General features: G+C 71.1%; 14 protein-coding genes. 9 read left to right on the top strand and 5 right to left on the bottom strand.

The window, feature by feature from the left end:
- Positions 1–41: 41 nt before the first annotated feature.
- From ACZ5XZ_RS31535 to ACZ5XZ_RS31525, 3 genes are read left to right on the top strand one after another with little or no spacing between them, the layout of a single operon-like run.
- Positions 42–1,031 (top strand): COG1470 family protein, encoded by a 990-nt coding sequence (locus ACZ5XZ_RS31535; protein ID WP_468984223.1) that lies wholly within the window; start codon positions 42–44, stop codon positions 1,029–1,031.
- Positions 1,028–2,158 (top strand): hypothetical protein, encoded by a 1,131-nt coding sequence (locus tag ACZ5XZ_RS31530; RefSeq protein ID WP_468984221.1) that lies wholly within the window; start codon positions 1,028–1,030, stop codon positions 2,156–2,158. Before ACZ5XZ_RS31535 ends, ACZ5XZ_RS31530 begins: the two co-directional genes overlap by 4 nt.
- Positions 2,158–3,585: a hypothetical protein gene (locus ACZ5XZ_RS31525; protein WP_468984219.1), complete on the top strand. Its 1,428-nt coding sequence runs from the start codon at positions 2,158–2,160 to the stop codon at positions 3,583–3,585. Before ACZ5XZ_RS31530 ends, ACZ5XZ_RS31525 begins: the two co-directional genes overlap by 1 nt.
- 60 nt (positions 3,586–3,645) lie before the next feature.
- On the opposite strand, the gene ACZ5XZ_RS31520 is transcribed toward ACZ5XZ_RS31525, so the two are convergent.
- Positions 3,646–5,175, bottom strand: coding sequence for a peptide MFS transporter (locus tag ACZ5XZ_RS31520; protein ID WP_468984216.1), 1,530 nt, complete (start codon positions 5,173–5,175; stop codon positions 3,646–3,648).
- A 487-nt stretch (positions 5,176–5,662) separates the two neighbouring features.
- Here ACZ5XZ_RS31520 and ACZ5XZ_RS31515 point away from each other — a divergent pair, with 487 nt between their 5' ends.
- A complete protein-coding gene (locus ACZ5XZ_RS31515; RefSeq protein ID WP_397847611.1) occupies positions 5,663–6,343 on the top strand; it encodes a response regulator transcription factor in 681 nt (226 codons plus the stop codon).
- Positions 6,344–6,349: 6 nt separating this feature from the next.
- The gene (locus tag ACZ5XZ_RS31510; protein WP_468984214.1) at positions 6,350–7,597 is read left to right on the top strand and encodes an ATP-binding protein; all 1,248 of its coding nucleotides are present in this window, start codon (positions 6,350–6,352) and stop codon (positions 7,595–7,597) included.
- Positions 7,598–7,608: 11 nt separating this feature from the next.
- On the opposite strand, the gene ACZ5XZ_RS31505 is transcribed toward ACZ5XZ_RS31510, so the two are convergent.
- Together ACZ5XZ_RS31505 and ACZ5XZ_RS31500 are read right to left on the bottom strand one after the other, a co-directional pair.
- On the bottom strand, positions 7,609–8,127 hold the full coding sequence (locus ACZ5XZ_RS31505; RefSeq protein WP_468984211.1) for a GtrA family protein: 519 nt from the start codon (positions 8,125–8,127) through the stop codon (positions 7,609–7,611).
- 136 nt (positions 8,128–8,263) lie between these two features.
- On the bottom strand, positions 8,264–8,692 hold the full coding sequence (locus ACZ5XZ_RS31500; protein ID WP_468984209.1) for a protease inhibitor I42 family protein: 429 nt from the start codon (positions 8,690–8,692) through the stop codon (positions 8,264–8,266).
- 185 nt (positions 8,693–8,877) lie between these two features.
- Here ACZ5XZ_RS31500 and ACZ5XZ_RS31495 point away from each other — a divergent pair, with 185 nt between their 5' ends.
- The 3 genes from ACZ5XZ_RS31495 to ACZ5XZ_RS31485 are packed head-to-tail and all read left to right on the top strand — an operon-like array spanning position 8,878 to position 11,716.
- Positions 8,878–9,996: a 5-(carboxyamino)imidazole ribonucleotide synthase gene (locus ACZ5XZ_RS31495; protein ID WP_468984347.1), complete on the top strand. Its 1,119-nt coding sequence runs from the start codon at positions 8,878–8,880 to the stop codon at positions 9,994–9,996.
- Positions 9,993–10,583, top strand: coding sequence for a 5-(carboxyamino)imidazole ribonucleotide mutase (gene purE, locus ACZ5XZ_RS31490; RefSeq protein ID WP_468984207.1), 591 nt, complete (start codon positions 9,993–9,995; stop codon positions 10,581–10,583). Before ACZ5XZ_RS31495 ends, purE begins: the two co-directional genes overlap by 4 nt.
- Entirely contained in the window at positions 10,580–11,716 is a 1,137-nt protein-coding gene (locus ACZ5XZ_RS31485) for a dipeptidase (RefSeq protein ID WP_468984205.1), read from the top strand. Before purE ends, ACZ5XZ_RS31485 begins: the two co-directional genes overlap by 4 nt.
- A 457-nt stretch (positions 11,717–12,173) precedes the next feature.
- Here ACZ5XZ_RS31485 and ACZ5XZ_RS31480 read toward each other — a convergent pair whose 3' ends face one another.
- Entirely contained in the window at positions 12,174–13,514 is a 1,341-nt protein-coding gene (locus ACZ5XZ_RS31480; RefSeq protein ID WP_468984202.1) for a UDP-glucose dehydrogenase family protein, read from the bottom strand.
- 209 nt (positions 13,515–13,723) lie between these two features.
- Here ACZ5XZ_RS31480 and ACZ5XZ_RS31475 point away from each other — a divergent pair, with 209 nt between their 5' ends.
- Entirely contained in the window at positions 13,724–14,899 is a 1,176-nt protein-coding gene (locus tag ACZ5XZ_RS31475; RefSeq protein ID WP_468984200.1) for an acyl-CoA dehydrogenase family protein, read from the top strand.
- Positions 14,900–14,980: 81 nt separating this feature from the next.
- On the opposite strand, the gene ACZ5XZ_RS31470 is transcribed toward ACZ5XZ_RS31475, so the two are convergent.
- The gene (locus ACZ5XZ_RS31470) at positions 14,981–16,267 is read right to left on the bottom strand and encodes an LCP family protein (RefSeq protein ID WP_468984198.1); all 1,287 of its coding nucleotides are present in this window, start codon (positions 16,265–16,267) and stop codon (positions 14,981–14,983) included.
- Between the last annotated feature and the right edge of the window lie 175 nt (positions 16,268–16,442).

The raw sequence follows: 16,442 nt of genomic DNA, 5'->3' as shown, positions 1-16,442 counted from the left end.
CGGTAGTCCCGCCCTCCGCGTACGAGCACCAGGAGCCGCCGATGCCGTTCCGTCCGCCCACCGCGGTCAGCGGGGTGATCCTCGCGGCCGTCGCCGTGCTGCTGTGCCCCGCCGCGGCCGGGGCGCAGCCGTCCGCCGCGCCCGGTGACCCGCGCTGGTCCGCGGCGCCCGCGCCCGGAGACGGCGCCGAGCCGAGCGCACAGGACCGCCCGTACTTCTATCTGGAGGGCGCGCCGGGCACCGTCATGAACGACCGGCTCGCCCTCGGCAACCCCACCGGCCACGCCGTCACCGTACGGCTGCGCGGCTCCGGATCCGGCTCCGGATCGTGGCTCGCGTTCGCCGCGCGCGAGGTGAAGCTCCCTGCGCACACCCGCGCGGGCGTCCCGTTCTCGGCGACCGTGCCGCGCGACGCGCTCCCCGGCGATCTGGCCGGCGCGATCGTCGCGACCGGCGGGGGCGCGGGCGGGCTAGGCGGGCGGGTCACCGTACCGGTGCATCTGCGGGTGACCGGACCACAACTGTCCGCGCTGACCGTCGAGAACGTGGCGGTGCGGGGCCGGGGGAGCGCGGCCGTCATCCGGTACACGCTGGTCAACCGCGGCAACACCTCGCTCACCCCGCGGCTGGCGGTGCGCGCCGACGGGCTGTCCGGACCGGTGCTGCGGCGCGCCGCCCGCACCCTGCCGCTCACCCTGAAGCCCGGTCGGAGCGTCGACCTGACGGAGGAATGGCCCGATCCGCCCGCTCTGGACGCGATGGACGTACGGCTCGCGGTGACGGCCGAGGGCGGTGCGCACGGGTCCGCCACGGCTTCGTACACGGCCGTCCCATGGGGCGTCGGCGCGGCGGCGGCGCTGGTCGTCGCGGCGGGGGCGGGCAGTGCGGTGGCGGTCCGGTGGCGCCGCGTCCAGGGCCCGGGCCGGCCGCCGGGCGAGCGGGACGCGGCCGCCGGCGAGCGGCCCTCCGGCGTCGAAGTGGCCGACGCGGCAGGTCAACTGGCGAACACGGGATCAGGAGCGCGATCGTGAACGGCGAGCAGGGCAGGTCGACGGCCGGCGCGGCAGCCGGCGCCGGGGCACCCCGGAGGGCGGGCACGGGCCGGCGGCCCCGGGGGCCGAGGAGGCTGACGGCCGCACTGACCCTGTGCGCGGCCCTGGCACTGGCGGTGTGGCCGGACACCGCGGCCGGCGCGCGCGCCCGGGCCGACGCCGAGCCCACCGTCCAGCTCTCCAAGAAGGAGGCCGGCAAGGGCGGCGCCCTCACCGTGACCGGCAGCGGCTGGCGGCCCAAGGTGCTGCTCACGCTGCTGATCTGCGGACAGAACATGATCGGCGGCACCAACTCCTGCGCCAACGGGGACGGACGGGCCGTCAGAACGGACGCACACGGCGCCTTCCACAAGCGCCTCCCGGTCGCCGAGCCGCCCAAGCCCTGCCCCTGTGTGGTGCATGTGGCGACGGTGACGGGTGCGGCGGCCGCCGCGGACGCCGCGTTCAAAGTGGCGGGCCACCCCGTGGCACCACTGCCCAAGGAGCGCACCGGCGGCCGCCTGGCGGTGCTCGCCCAGCCGCGGCTGTCCGGCAGCAGCGGCCTGCTGACCTGGTTCGGCGCCCCGCCGCAGCGCGAGTTGACCGTCACGGTCGGCAACCTCGGCTCGGCGCCGGCCAAGGACCCGGTCTTCGAAGTCGGCACCTCGCACGGCGTCTTCGCCCCCCAGTGGGAGGAGCAGCAGTGGCGGGGGACCGTCCCCGCCGGGAAGAAGGCCGAGGTCAGGCTGCCGGTCGAGCTGGCGGCCGGCGCGCACGGGGACTACCTGGTCTCGCTCAAGTACGGCGGCAAGGTCCTGGTCGAGCAGCCCTGGGGGGTCGGCAGGCCCTGGGGCGTGACGCTCTTCTGGGTGCTGCTGTGCGTCGTGGTCCCGACGGCGGTGTTCCGCGTCGGGATGGCGATCGTGGACCGGGTGCGCCCGCGCCGTACGGCCCGCGGCACCGGTCACCGCAGGACCCGCACCGCGGCCGGCCGCAGGGCCCGCACCACCGGCACCAGCGCTGCCGCGGAGGACGGCGACGGCGCCGCCCTGCCGTGGTTCACCCCGGACACCGCACCGTCCACCACCACATCAACCGAACGACCGACGTCGAAAGGTTCTGCGTGATGAGGCAACGGAGGAGAGCCGCGGTGGCCTCGGCGGCCGCGCTGGTGCTCGCGGGTGCGGGCGTGATGGCCGCGGCCGGTACCGCCCAGGCGGCGGAGGTGTCGTACAAGACGGAGTGTCTGCCGCCGCCGATATCGGGGCTGCCGCCGATCCAGGGCACCACGAAGGTGGCCGTCAGCGCACCCGCGACCGCGAAGGTCGGCGACGAGATCGAGGTGGTCTGGAAGACCGTCGAGGCCGCGTCGAAGAACCCCGACATCCTCGACCTGGGGGAGAACACCGTCCAGCCCACCGGCACCCTCACGGTGGCCGGGGCGCAGACCGGCGAGCTGCCGATGCAGGGGCCGCGGGAGAATCCGCCGATTCCCAAGGGCGGCGCGATGAAGCTGTCCGACATGACGGGCAAGTTGAAGCTGACGAAGCCCGGTGAGATCACCCTCACGCCCGGCTTCTACAACATCAACGTCAACAAGCCGATCTCCACCGACACCAAGTGCTCGGCCAAGGAGGAGGTGAAGCCCGCGGTCACGGTGAAGGTGACCGACGGCGGCGGCGATTCGGGCGGTACGTCCTCCGGGGGCGGCACCGACGGGGGCACCACGAGCGGCGGCACCGACGGCGGCAGCACCGGCGGCACCACTGGCGGCACCGCGAACGGCGGCACCACCGGGGGCGGCAGCGACGGCGGCACCAGCGCCGGCACCTCGGGCGGTACGGCCGGCTCCGGCGGCTCGACCGGCGGCTCCGGCGGCGACCCCGACGGCACCGCGTACAAGGGCACGGAGGTGAAGGTCCCCTACGCCTGCAAGACGCCCATCGGGGACAAGAAGGCGACCTCGCCGGTGCAGATCAACGCCGTGAAGAAGGGCGGCGGTTACGACCTGACGGTGCAGTTCAAGAAGTCCGTCATGGACAGCCCGGCCGACATCCCCAAGGACTCGGTCAAGCCGTCGATGGACGTCAAGGTGGGCGGCGCGGACAAGGGCTCGGTGAAGGTCGAGGGGCCGACGAACCCCGAGCCGATCAAGTCCGGCGACCCGATCGAGGTCCCCGACCTGAAGGGCACCTACAAGCCGGGTGCCACCGGCAAGGCCACGCTGACCCCGGGCGTGCTCACCGTCAACGCCCTGGGCACGACCACGACCTGCACCCCGGAGCAGGACCCGGGTGTCTCGCTGACGCTGGACACCGCGGCGCAGCCGGGCGGCACCTCCGGCGGTTCGTCGGGCGGTTCGTCGGGTGGCGCGGCGGGCTCCGGCGGCGCGGCGGGACCGGCCGGCATCTCGGGCGGAAGCGGCGGCGGCCTCGCCGAGACCGGAGCGAGCGATCACGGCGCGCTGACCGCGCTCGGCCTGGTCGCCGGCACGGTCATCCTGCTCGGCGGCGCCGTCTTCACCTTCACCCCGTGGCGGCGGTTCGGCCGGTAGGACACCGGAAGGGCCCGGTACGCAGCGGCGTACCGGGCCCTTCCATGGTTGCGGGTCGCGTCAGCGGACGTCGCCCATGAGCGCAACGATCTTCTTGCGGCTCAGGTAGATCGCCAGACCGGCCAGCACCGCCATGGCGGCCTCGACGGCCAGCACCGGGATACCGCTCAGGTCCGCGCCGCCGGTGGACAGCAGGGTGACGATGCAGTCGCCCGCGGTCACGGCCAGGAACCACACGCCCAGCATCTGGCTCGCGTACTTCTGCGGCGCCATCTTGGTGGTCACCGACAGGCCGACCGGGGACAGGCACAGCTCGCCGATGGTCTGGATCATGTAGATGGACAGCAGCCACATCGGGCTGACCTTCGCACCGTCCGAGGCCATCAGCATCGGGACGATGAAGACGGCGAACGAAGCGCCGATGAAGACCATCGCCATCGAGAACTTCACCGTGGTGCTCGGCTCGCGGTCGCGGCGCGCCAGCCGCAGCCACAGCCAGGCGAACACCGGGGCGAGGGCCATGACCCACAGCGGGTTCACGGACTGGAACCACGAGGAGGGGAAGCTCAGCCCGAAGACCTCGCCGTTCGTCTTCTTCTCCGCGAAGACGGACATCGTCGAGCCCGCCTGGTCGAAGATCATCCAGAACACCGCGGCGGCCACGAAGAACCAGATGTAGCCGCTGACCTTGGTCTGCTCGGTGTCGCTCAGCTCCTTGTCGCGCTTGATGCGCACCAGGACCGTGATCGGGATGACCAGGCCGAGCAGGGCGAGCGGGACCAGCGCCCAGTTCAGGGTGAAGTGACCGGTGAAGCCGACCACGCCGTAGAAGACCGCGGCGACGGCGGTCCAGATCAGGCCCTTGCGCAGCCAAGCGGTGCGCTCCTCCGCCTGCAGCGGGGTCGGCACGACGCTGGACTTCGGGCTGAATTGGCGCGTGCCGAGCAGGAAACACACCAGGCCCAGGGCCATACCGACCGCCGCCAGCGCGAAGCCCATGTGCCAGTTGACGCTCTGGCCGACCGTGCCGATGGCCAGCGGCGCCGCGAAGGCACCGATGTTGATGCCCATGTAGAAGACGGTGAAGCCGCCGTCCCGGCGCGGGTCCTGGGGTCCGTCGTAGAGGTGGCCGACCATCGTCGAGATGTTGGCCTTCAACAGGCCGGAGCCCACCGCGACCAGTGCCAGACCGACGAAGAACATCGCCTGGCCCGGTACCGCCAGCGCCAGGTGGCCGGTCATGATCACGCCGGCCGCGACCGCGACGGTCTTGCGCGGGCCCCAGATGCGGTCGCCGATCCAGCCGCCGGGCAGGGCCAGCAGATAGACCATCGCCACATAGATGGAGTAGATGGCCGAGGCGGTGACCGCGTTCATGGCCAGACCGCCGGCCTGGGCGCCCTTCTCGGCGTCCGGGCCGCCGGAGATCAGATAGACCACGAGCAGGGCGCGCATGCCGTAATAGCTGAAGCGCTCCCACATCTCGGTCAGGAAGAGGGGGGCCAGTCCGCGGGGGTGGCCGAGGAAGGTCTTGGCGCCGTCCACAGGGGTGCCCTGCTTGGCGTTGTCCTTCGTCAGGCTTGACGCCATGGAAGTTTCCTTGTTCTGCTCGGGACGCGTTCGAGAGTCCCGATACGCGCCCTTGTGGGGGTTGACCGGCACCGGTGCAGACATGCCCACCCCACGTCCGGGGGTTCGGCACCACACAAGGCGGGTGCCGGCAGGACGGTCGTACACCGGGATCCACGCCCCCCGTGCTGCTGCGCGGCGGACCCGGTCGTCAGGTCATTCACTGTGTTCAGGACTGGTCGTGCCAGCCTGCACACAACAGGGACCGCCGACTCCGGTTAAGAGCCACGGTCCCGGCGTTGTGCGACGGACGTCTGGCCACCATACGTCTCGTTAACGCGCGTTTGGGCGCCGTGAGACAACGCTCACATTCGGGTCGGGAACCCTCCACAGCCGCCCCTTCGAAGGGTCCGCAGCTCACGGCCGTGACGGCCGCGGAAACGGTCCGCCACGGGTCATCCCTGCTGGTCCGCCCCTCGGGCGCGATACATCGGACTACCATCGGGCCATGACCCGTGTACTGCTCGCCGAGGATGACGCGTCCATCTCGGAGCCGCTCGCCCGCGCACTGCGCCGCGAGGGTTACGAAGTCGAGGTGCGCGAGGACGGCCCGACGGCGCTCGACGCCGGTCTCCAGGGCAATATCGATCTCGTCGTCCTGGACCTGGGGCTGCCCGGCATGGACGGCCTGGAGGTCGCCCGCCGGCTGCGCAACGAAGGCCATTCCTTCCCCATCCTGGTGCTGACGGCGCGGGCCGACGAGGTGGACACCGTCGTCGGCCTGGACGCCGGCGCCGACGACTACGTCACCAAGCCCTTCCGGCTCGCCGAACTCCTCGCCCGCGTCCGGGCCCTGCTGCGCCGCGGCTCCTCCGCCGAGCCCCAGCAGCCGCCCGCCACCCACGGCGTACGGATCGACGTCGAGTCGCACCGCGCCTGGATGGGCGAGGAGGAACTCCAGCTCACGGCCAAGGAGTTCGACCTGCTGCGGGTCCTGGTGCGCGACGCCGGCCGGGTCGTCACCCGCGACCAGCTGATGCGCGAGGTCTGGGACACCACGTGGTGGTCGTCCACCAAGACGCTCGACATGCACATCTCCTGGCTGCGCAAGAAGCTCGGGGACGACGCCGCCAACCCCCGCTACATCGCCACCGTCCGTGGCGTCGGCTTCCGCTTCGAAAAGAGCTAGGGGCCCGTGCGCCGTCGCCTGATCAACTCCACGCTCGCCGTGGTGCTTGTCGTGATCGCCGTCTTCGGTGTCTCGCTCGTGATCGTCGAGACCCGCACGATCCAGTCCGGTGCGCAGGAGAGCGTGGCGTCCGAGGCGGTCCGGCTCGTCGGGATCGTGGAGAGCCGGCTGGGCGGTGGCGAGAAGATCACCCCGGACGTGCTCTCCGAGCAGATCACCGCCAAGCGGTACGCCGAGATCAAGGTGCCCGGCAAGGCGCCGATCGAGATCGGACAGCGGCCCTCGGGCGATGTCATCGAGTCGACGGTGCGCGGGGACCGCGGTGAGTCCGTCACGGTCGAGGAGTCGCGTTCCACGATCAGCTCGGAGATCGGCCGGACCCTGCTGGTCATTCTGGCCGTCGCGGTGCTGGCGATCCTCGCGGCCGTCGTGCTGGCCGTCCGCCAGGGCCGCCGGCTGACCGCGCCGCTGACCGACCTCGCCGAGACCGCCGAGCGGCTCGGCTCGGGCGACCCGCGTCCCCGCCACCGCCGCTACGGCGTCCAGGAGCTGGACCGGGTCGCCGATGTGCTGGACGCCAGCGCCGAACGGATCGCCCGGATGCTGACCGCCGAACGGCGGCTGGCCGCGGACGCCTCCCACCAGCTGCGCACGCCGCTGACCGCGCTGTCCATGCGGCTGGAGGAGATCACCGTCACCGACGACCCGGAGACCGTGAAGGAAGAGGCCACCATCGCGCTGGCCCAGGTGGAGCGGCTGACCGACGTCGTCCAGCGGCTGCTGACCAATTCGCGCGATCCGCGCAGCGGCTCCGCGGTCGCCTTCGACCTCGACGAGGTGGTCAAGCAGCAGATCGAGGAGTGGCGGCCGGCCTACCGCAGCGCCGGGCGGGCCATCGTCCGCTCCGGCAAGAAGGGGCTACGGGCCGTCGGCACACCGGGCGCGGTCGCCCAGGTGCTGGCCACTTTGATCGAGAACTCGCTGATGCACGGCGACGGGACGGTGGCGCTGCGCACCCGCGTCACCGGCAACCAGGCGGTCGTCGAGGTCACCGACGCCGGACCGGGCGTTCCGCCGGACCTCGGCTCGCGGGTCTTCGAGCGGACCGTCTCCGGACGCAACTCCACGGGGCTCGGACTGGCCGTCGCCCGGGACCTCGCGGAGGCGGACGGCGGGCGGCTGGAACTGCTCCAGCAGCATCCGCCGGTCTTCGCGCTCTTCCTGGCCCGCGAGGCGGAGCCCGCCGACGTGTGAGCGGCCCGCGGCTACTTGCGGGAGCCGCTGCGCGGGTGCGACGGACGGTGGGAGTCGTCGTCGAGGAAGGACTCGGCGGTCTCTATCGCCTCCCGCGCGGGCAGCGTGCGGAAGACCCAGGTGCGGTAGGACCAGAAGCGGAAGAGCGTGGCGAGGCCGATGCCGAGGAACTTGAAGACGTTGCTCTGCAGCCGGCTGTCCCAGTCGAACCCGTAGGTCGCGATGTAGAGCAGGCCGTTCTCGATGACCAGGCCGACCGCGCTGAACAGCAGGAAGAGCGTCAGTTCCTTCGTGCGGCCCCGTTTGTCGCGGTCGCGGTAGGTGAAGTAGCGGTAGCCGAGGTAGTTGGTGCCGGTCGCCACGACCGTCGCGATGATGCTGGCCCGGACGACGGGCACCTCGGTCAGCTGCCGTACGAGGTTGAACACCGCGAAGTTGACCACGACGCCCGCGCCGCCGACCGCGCCGAACTTCACCAGCTCGCGAGTGAGCGCCTCCAGCCGCGACCGCAGCGCGCTCCGTTCACTCATGGTGGTCGTTCAGCTCCCCGTTGTGGGCGGTGTCCGCGGCCGTCAACCCTGGTCCGCACCCTCATGCTAACCACGCCTCGAACGGCGGTGCCCCACTCCCGGCCATTGTGGGCGGACGGCCCCTGGGCGCGCGCGGTCAGTCGACGGTGACACGGAAGTTGAGGGTGCGGGCGCCCGGCTCCTCGGCGCCGGTGGCGCAACTGCGGCAGCGCACCAGCCGTAAGTCCGTACGGCCCGCACGGACCGCCTCGAAGTCGAGGTAGCGGGCGGGGCCGGTGCCGGACGGCGCGGCGCCGCCGGGGGCCTCGCGGGCGCCGGCCGCTTCGAGGACGCCGGGGTCGGGTCGGGGCGGGGCGATGATCCAGTGGTAGCGGCCGGCCGGGTCGTCCTCGACCCGCACGCTGAAGCGGTCGCCGGCCCGGACCGCGATCTCCGTGTCGTCCGCGTCGAAGACCTTCGGCGCGGACAGCTGACTGATCACCGAGTGCACGGCGACCACCAGCGCGGCGACCGCGACGCCGATCACCAGCGCCCGGCCGCCCCTCGATATGCCACTGCTCTCCATCCGGCCTCCCCTTGGCCGGGCCGCAGCCCGGCACCGGTCGCACACCCGTGCCCGAGACTAATGGTCGGTGTCGATGCCCCACAGGCGATCTTCGAACGCACGAACTCGGAGGATCATCCAAGCCGGGGTCAGGGTCGCGGCGCGGGGCGGATACCCTGGGGGGCGTGACGTTCCCGGTAGTCGGCATGGTCGGCGGCGGTCAGCTCGCCCGTATGACCCACGAGGCGGGTATCCCCCTCGGCATCAAGTTCAAGCTTCTCAGCGACACTCCGCAGGATTCGGCGGCCCAGGTGGTCAGCGATGTCGTCATCGGCGACTACCGCGATCTGGACACGCTGCGCTCCTTCGCGCGCGGCTGCGATGTGATCACCTTCGATCACGAGCACGTCCCCACCGAGCATTTGCGGGCCCTGGAGGCCGACGGCATCCCCGTCCGGCCCGGTCCCGACGCGCTGGTGCACGCCCAGGACAAGGGGGTGATGCGCGCCAAGCTGGACGCGATCGGCGTCCCCTGCCCGCGCCATCGCCTCGTCTCCGACCCCGCGGACGTGGAGCGTTTCGCGGCGGAGGGCGACGGCTTCCCGGTGGTCCTCAAGACCGTCCGCGGCGGCTATGACGGCAAGGGGGTCTGGGTCGTACGATCCTCCAAGGAGGCCGAGGAGCCCTTCCGTGCCGGGGTGCCCGTCCTTGCGGAGGAAAAGGTGGAATTCGTCCGCGAACTGGCCGCCAACATCGTCCGCTCGCCGCACGGCCAGGCCGTCGCCTATCCGGTCGTGGAGTCCATCCAGGTCGACGGCGTCTGCGACACCGTGATCGCGCCGGCGCCCGGCCTCGACCCCGAGCTGGCCGGCCAGGCCCAGGAGCTGGCGCTGCGGATCGGCAAGGAGCTGGGCGTCGTCGGCCACCTGGCGGTCGAACTCTTCGAGACCGCGGACGGCCGCATCCTCGTCAACGAGCTGGCCATGCGCCCGCACAACTCCGGCCACTGGACCCAGGACGGCGCGATCACCTCGCAGTTCGCCAACCACGTCCGTGCCGTGCTCGACCTCCCGCTCGGCGATCCGCGCCCGCGCGCCCCCTGGACGGTCATGGCCAATGTCCTCGGCGGCGACTACCCCGACATGTACTACGCGTACCTGCACTGCATGGCACGGGACCCGCGGCTGAAGATCCATATGTACGGCAAGGACGTGAAGCCCGGCCGTAAGGTCGGACACGTCAACACCTACGGCGACGACCTGGCGGATGTGCGCGAGCGCGCCGCACACGCCGCCGGCTACCTGCGAGGAACGATCACCGAATGACTTCAGCCCGCCCGTCGCCCGACCGCCGTCCCTCGACGAGTACTGACGCGCGCCCCTCTGATCTCCCCGTGATCGGCATCGTCATGGGCTCCGACTCCGACTGGCCCGTCATGGAGGCCGCCGCCCAGGCTCTCGCCGAGTTCGAGATCCCCTACGAGGTCGATGTCGTCTCGGCCCACCGCATGCCGCGCGAGATGATCGCCTACGGCGAGGACGCCGCCGATCGTGGCCTGAAGGCGATCATCGCCGGCGCCGGGGGAGCCGCCCACCTCCCCGGCATGCTCGCCTCGGTCACCCCGCTGCCGGTCATCGGCGTCCCCGTCCCGCTGAAGTACCTCGACGGGATGGACTCCCTCCTGTCCATCGTGCAGATGCCGGCCGGTGTGCCGGTCGCCACGGTCTCGGTCGCCGGCGCCCGCAACGCCGGACTCCTCGCCGCCCGGATCCTCGCCGCCCACGACCCCGAACTCCTCGCCCGGATGCGCGACTTCCAGCAGGAGCTGAACGAGCAGGCCACCGAGAAGGGCAAGCGGCTGCGCAACAAGGTCGCCACCCCCAACGGCTTCGGCTTCGGCGGCGCCAAGTGAGCTCCTCCCTGGAGGAGGCGCGGGCCCTGCTCGCCCGCTGGCCCGTCGTCGACGGCCACAACGACCTGCCCTGGGCGCTGCGCGAACAGGTCGGCTACGACCTCGACCGGCGCGACATCGCCGCCGACCAGTCCGCGCATCTGCACACCGACCTGCCGCGGCTGCGGGCCGGCGGCGTCGGCGCGCAGTTCTGGTCGGTGTACGTACGCGCCGACTACGCGGGCGACACGGCGGTCAGCGCCACCCTCGAACAGATCGATGCCGTACGGCAGTTGACCCACCGCTACCCGGACGAGCTGCGTCTGGCGCACACCGCCGACGAGATGGAGGCGGCCCGCGCCGAAGGCCGCATCGCCTCCCTCATGGGCGCCGAGGGCGGCCACTGCATCAACAACTCGCTGGCCACGCTGCGGGCGCTGTACCGACTCGGCGTGCGCTATATGACGCTCACCCACAACAGCACCATCGACTGGGCGGACTCCGCCACCGACGAGCCGCGCCACCAGGGCCTGAGCGCCTTCGGCGAGGAGGTCGTCCGTGAGATGAACCGCTGCGGGATGCTGGTCGACCTCTCGCACGTCTCGGCCGACACCATGCGCGACGCGCTGCGGGTCGGCACCGCACCGGTGATCTTCTCGCACTCCTCCGCCCGCGCCGTCTGCGACCATCCGCGCAACATCCCCGACGACGTGCTCGCCCAGCTGCCCGCCAACGGCGGCGTCGCGATGGCCACCTTCGTCCCGAAGTTCGTGCTGCCCGAGGCCGTCGAGTGGACGCTGCGCGCCGACGAGAACATGCGTGCCCACGGTCTGCACCACCTCGACACCACCGAGGCGGGCATGACGGTCCAGCGGGCCTTCGAGGCCGCCAACCCGCGCCCGAGGGCCACCGTGGCCACCGTCGCCGATCATCTCGACCACATGCGCGAGGTGGCCGGCGTCGACCACATCGGCATCGGCGGCGACTTCGACGGCACCGCCTTCACCCCGGACGGCCTGGCCGACGTGGCGGGCTATCCGAACCTGGTCGCCGAACTCCTGGACCGCAACTGGTCCCAGTCCGACCTGGCCAAGCTGACCTGGCAGAACGCGGTGCGGGTGCTGCGGGCGGCGGAGGACGTTGCCCGGCGGTAGCTGCGCTTGGGCTGGCTTCCCACGTTTTTGTCTGCGGCGCCGCGGTGGTTGTTCGCCGTTGCGCCTGCGGCGGGCCCCTCCGCTGCGCTTTGCTGCGGCCGAATTGTCTGGCTTTCGCGCCGTGGCGCCTGCGGCGGGCGGTTGTTTGTCGGCTGCGGTGACAGCCCTACGGACTTCGTCCTACGGTCTGTCCCCTCCCGTGGGTGGGTGGGAAGACAGGACGGTGGGGGCACACCTGATCTGTCGACTTCCCGCACACGAACGCCGACGTTCACCCCCACCGGTCTCCTTCCCCCCTCCCACGGGAGGGGGCGGACCGCAGGACGGAGTCCGGAGGGGCGCACCCGCTGCCGTAAACGCCCCGCGCAGCGGCAACCAGGCCCGCCGCAGGCGCCACGGCGAGAAACCCCCACGGCGGGAAAGCCGACAACGTGGGAAGCAAGCCCAAGCGCAGCGGTTAGGCCGTGGGCCGCCCAAGCGCCCGATACGTCCAGCCCGCCTTGCGCCAAAGCTGGGCGTCCAGCGCGTTGCGGCCGTCCAGGATGCGGCGCTCGGCGACCACCTCGGCCAGGGCGGCCGGATCCAGTTCGCGGAACTCCCGCCACTCCGTGAGGTGGAGCACGGCGTCGGCGCCCCGTACGGCGTCCAGGGCGGTGTCGGCGTACGCGAGCGTCGGGAAGACGCGCCGCGCGTTCTCCATGCCCTTCGGGTCGTAGACGGTGACCTGGCCGCCCTGGAGGTGGATCTGGCCGGCGACGTTGAGCGCGGGGGAGTCGCGTACGTCGTCCGAGTCCGGCTTGAAGGTGGCGCCGAGGACGGCGACCCGCTTGCCGAGGAAGCCGCCGCCGACCGCGTCGCGGGTCAGCTCGACCATGTGGCCGCGGCGCCGCATGTTGATCGAGTCGATCTCGCGCAGGAAGGTCAGTGCCTGGTCGGCGCCGAGCTCGCCGGCGCGTGCCATGAAGGCCCGCAGGTCCTTGGGCAGGCAGCCGCCGCCGAAGCCGATGCCGGCGCGCAGGAACTTCTTCCCGATCCGCTCGTCGTGCCCGATCGCCTCGGCCAGCTTCACCACGTCGCCGTCGGCCGCCTCGCACACCTCGGCCATCGCGTTGATGAAGGAGATCTTCGTGGCCAGGAAGGAGTTGGCGGAGGTCTTGACCAGCTCGGCCGTCGGGTAGTCCATGACGATGAACGGCGAGCCCTCGGCGATCGGCGTGGCGTACACCTCGCGCAGCAGCTCCTCGGCCCGCTCGCCGGTCACCCCGGCCACGATCCGGTCCGGGTGCAGGGTGTCGTCGACGGCGAAGCCCTCGCGCAGGAACTCGGGGTTCCAGGCCAGCTCGGCCGCCGCCCCGGCCGGGGCGTTCTCCGCCAGCCGCTTCGCGAGCCGGGCCGCGCTGCCCACCGGGACCGTGGACTTGCCGACCACCAGCGCCGGGCGGGTCAGATGCGGCGCCAGCGCGTCGAAGGCGCTCTCCACGTAACTCATGTCGCAGGCGTACTCACCGTGCTTCTGCGGGGTGTTCACGCAGACGAAGTGCACATCGCCGAACGCCCCGACCTCCTCGTAGGAGGTGGTGAAGCGCAGCCGGCCGCTGGACCCCTCGATCCCGGCGACATGGCGGCGCAGCAGCTCCGCCAGGCCCGGCTCGTACATCGGGACCTCGCCGCGCTGCAGCATCTCGATCTTCTCGGGGACCACATCGAGCCCCAGCACCTCGAAGCCGAGCTCGGCCATGGCCGCGGCGTGGGTGGCGCCAAGGTAGCCGGTGCCGATCACGGTGATCTTGAGGGCCATGGATGCTCCAGACGCATACTGAGGAAAACGGCGCTGACCGAGCATAGTCGCGCCTGGAACGGTCGACTCCAGCTCGCGCGGGAGCAGGTCTGTAACTGTCGGCAACCTCACGTATCCGCAGGCCGGGGTAGGCGCCTAGAATCCGGAGAGGTAAAGGGTTACTTAACGGTAGTTAGCACTGCCGGGAGCTCACAGGGGAGTGAGAGTTAGTGGCGGGATCCGCTGATTTCGATCTGTACCGACCGTCGGAGGAGCACGACATGCTCCGGGAGTCGGTGCGCTCGCTCGCCGAGGCGAAGATCGCGCCGTTCGCCGCCGCGGTGGACGAGGAGGCCCGCTTCCCGCAGGAGGCGCTCGACGCGCTGGTCGCCAACGACCTGCACGCCGTCCACGTGCCGGAGGCCTACGGCGGCGCCGGCGCCGACGCGCTGGCCACCGTCATCGTGATCGAGGAGGTGGCGCGGGTGTGCGCCTCGTCCTCGTTGATCCCGGCGGTCAACAAGCTCGGCTCGCTGCCGGTGATCCTCTCCGGCTCCGAGGAGCTGAAGAAGAAGTACCTGGGCCCGCTCGCCAAGGGCGACGCGATGTTCTCGTACTGCCTGAGCGAGCCGGACGCCGGCTCCGACGCGGCCGGCATGAAGACCAAGGCCGTGCGCGACGGCGACTACTGGGTGCTGAACGGCGTCAAGCGCTGGATCACCAACGCCGGCGTCAGCGAGTACTACACGGTGATGGCCGTGACCGACCCCGAGCAGCGCTCCAAGGGCATCAGCGCGTTCGTGGTGGAGAAGGGCGACGAGGGGGTCTCCTTCGGCGCCCCGGAGAAGAAGCTCGGTATCAAGGGCTCCCCGACCCGCGAGGTCTACCTGGACAACGTCCGGATCCCGGCCGACCGCCTCATCGGCGCGGAGGGCACCGGCTTCGCGACGGCCATGAAGACCCTGGACCACACCCGCATCACGATCGCGGCCCAGGCGCTCGGCATCGCCCAGGGCGCCCTGGACTACGCCAAGGGCTACGTCCAGGAGCGCAAGCAGTTCGGCAAGCCGATCGGCGACTTCCAGGGCGTCCAGTTCATGCTCGCCGACATGGCCATGAAGCTGGAGGCGGCGCGTCAGCTCACCTACGCCGCGGCCGCCCGCTCCGAGCGGATATCGGCCGGCGGCAAGGGCGAGGACCTGACCTTCTTCGGCGCCGCGGCCAAGTGCTACGCCTCCGACGCGGCCATGGAGATCACCACGGACGCCGTCCAGCTGCTCGGCGGCTACGGCTACACCCGTGACTACCCGGTCGAGCGGATGATGCGGGACGCCAAGATCACGCAGATCTATGAAGGTACGAACCAGGTGCAGCGGATCGTGATGGCGAGGAACCTGCCGCAGTAGGCGGCGGAGCGCAGACGGCACGACGAAAGGGCCCCGGACCGCAGTCGCGGTTCGGGGCCCTTCGCCGTTTCGGTGCGCCGGTCAGTTGCCGGAGACCGTGACCTTCTCGTCGTTCTTCAGCTGGCCGACCAGTTGCTGGAGCTTGGCCTTGTCCCAGACGAGGTTGCCGCCGTTGCTGCCGGAGATCGGCATGTTCATCGACTTGCCGTCGCCGCCGGTGACGTCCTTCATCGCGAAGAACATCTGGCCCAGGTCCCACAGGCTCATGTCCTTGTCGACGATCAGCGTGTCCAGGCCGGCGCCCATCGTCGGGTAGAGCTTGAAGGGGTTGAGGACGGTGCCCGGGGTGGCGGTCTGGCTCGCCAGGGTGGCCAGGAACTTCTGCTGGTTCTTGGTGCGCTCCAGGTCCTGGGTCGCGAACGCGTGCCGGGTGCGGACGAAGGCGAGTGCCTGCTGGCCGTCGAGGGTCTGCTTGCCGGCCTGGAAGTCGGCGCCGGAGTCCTTGTCCTTGAACGCCTTGGGGATGTCCATCTCGACGCCGCCGATGGCGTCCACGATGTTGGCGAAGCCGGCGAAGCCGATCTCGACGTAGTGGTCGATGTGCAGCTTGGTGTTGTACTCGACCGTGCGCACCAGCAGCTCCGGCCCGTCCTCGGCGTAGGCCGCGTTGAGCTTGGTGTGCCGCCCGGTGCCCTGGTACTTCTTGCCGGAGTCGGAGCCGACGAAGGACGGGATCTCGACGTCCGAGTCGCGCGGCAGCGAGAGCAGCGTCGGACCGTTGCTGCCGTCGTGCAGGATCATCATCGAGTCGGTCCGCTTGCCGTCGGCGGAGCCGGTGTGCAGCTTCTTCTTGTCCTCGGCGGACATGCCCTCGCGGCTGTCGGAGCCGACGATCAGGTAGTTCGTGCCGTCGCCCTCCTCCGGCCGTTCGATGACCTTGCTGAGGTCGACCTGGCGGCGGAGCTTGCCGTCGGCCCAGAAGTACGTGGCGACCGAGGCGACCAGCAGCACCACGACCAGGGCGATGAGGGTCCGCTTGATGCGCCGGCCCCAGTGGGGGCGCGGCCGGCCGCCGCCGTGACCGTCGTCGTAGCCACCGCCGCCACCGCGGCCGCCGCCGTAGACCTGGCCGGTGTTGTAACCGTCGTCGTAGGCGTCGTCGTAGCCCTGGGACTGCTGCGGCGGCACGGTCGCTCCCCGGCGCGGGGACATCGACGGCGGCATCGGGGGCTCTGGCCGCGGATAGCCGGCGCCCGCGTCGCGTCGCACCTGCGGCATGGCGCGCACGCCCTCCGGATCGCCGCTGCTGCCGCGTCCGTACCTGTTGCCGTTCTGGTCGCCGGACCACCCATTGGGCCACTCATTCATACCCGGCAGTGTGCATGCCGCAGGGGGGTGTCCCATAGGGCGGGTGCCGGATCGGGTCAGGGCTGTTGCAGAGCTGATGCAAAGCCACGGCGGCCTTCCACCGCATACCTGAAGGGGCCGTGACCATTCCGGCGGGGCCGAATGGAAGCATCCATTCCGGATAGTTTCCGGCGGG

Source organism: Streptomyces sp. NPDC033270 (genome assembly GCF_055576575.1).
Note: the sequence above shows the minus strand (reverse complement) of the source record. Positions and strands in the feature narration are given on the sequence as shown.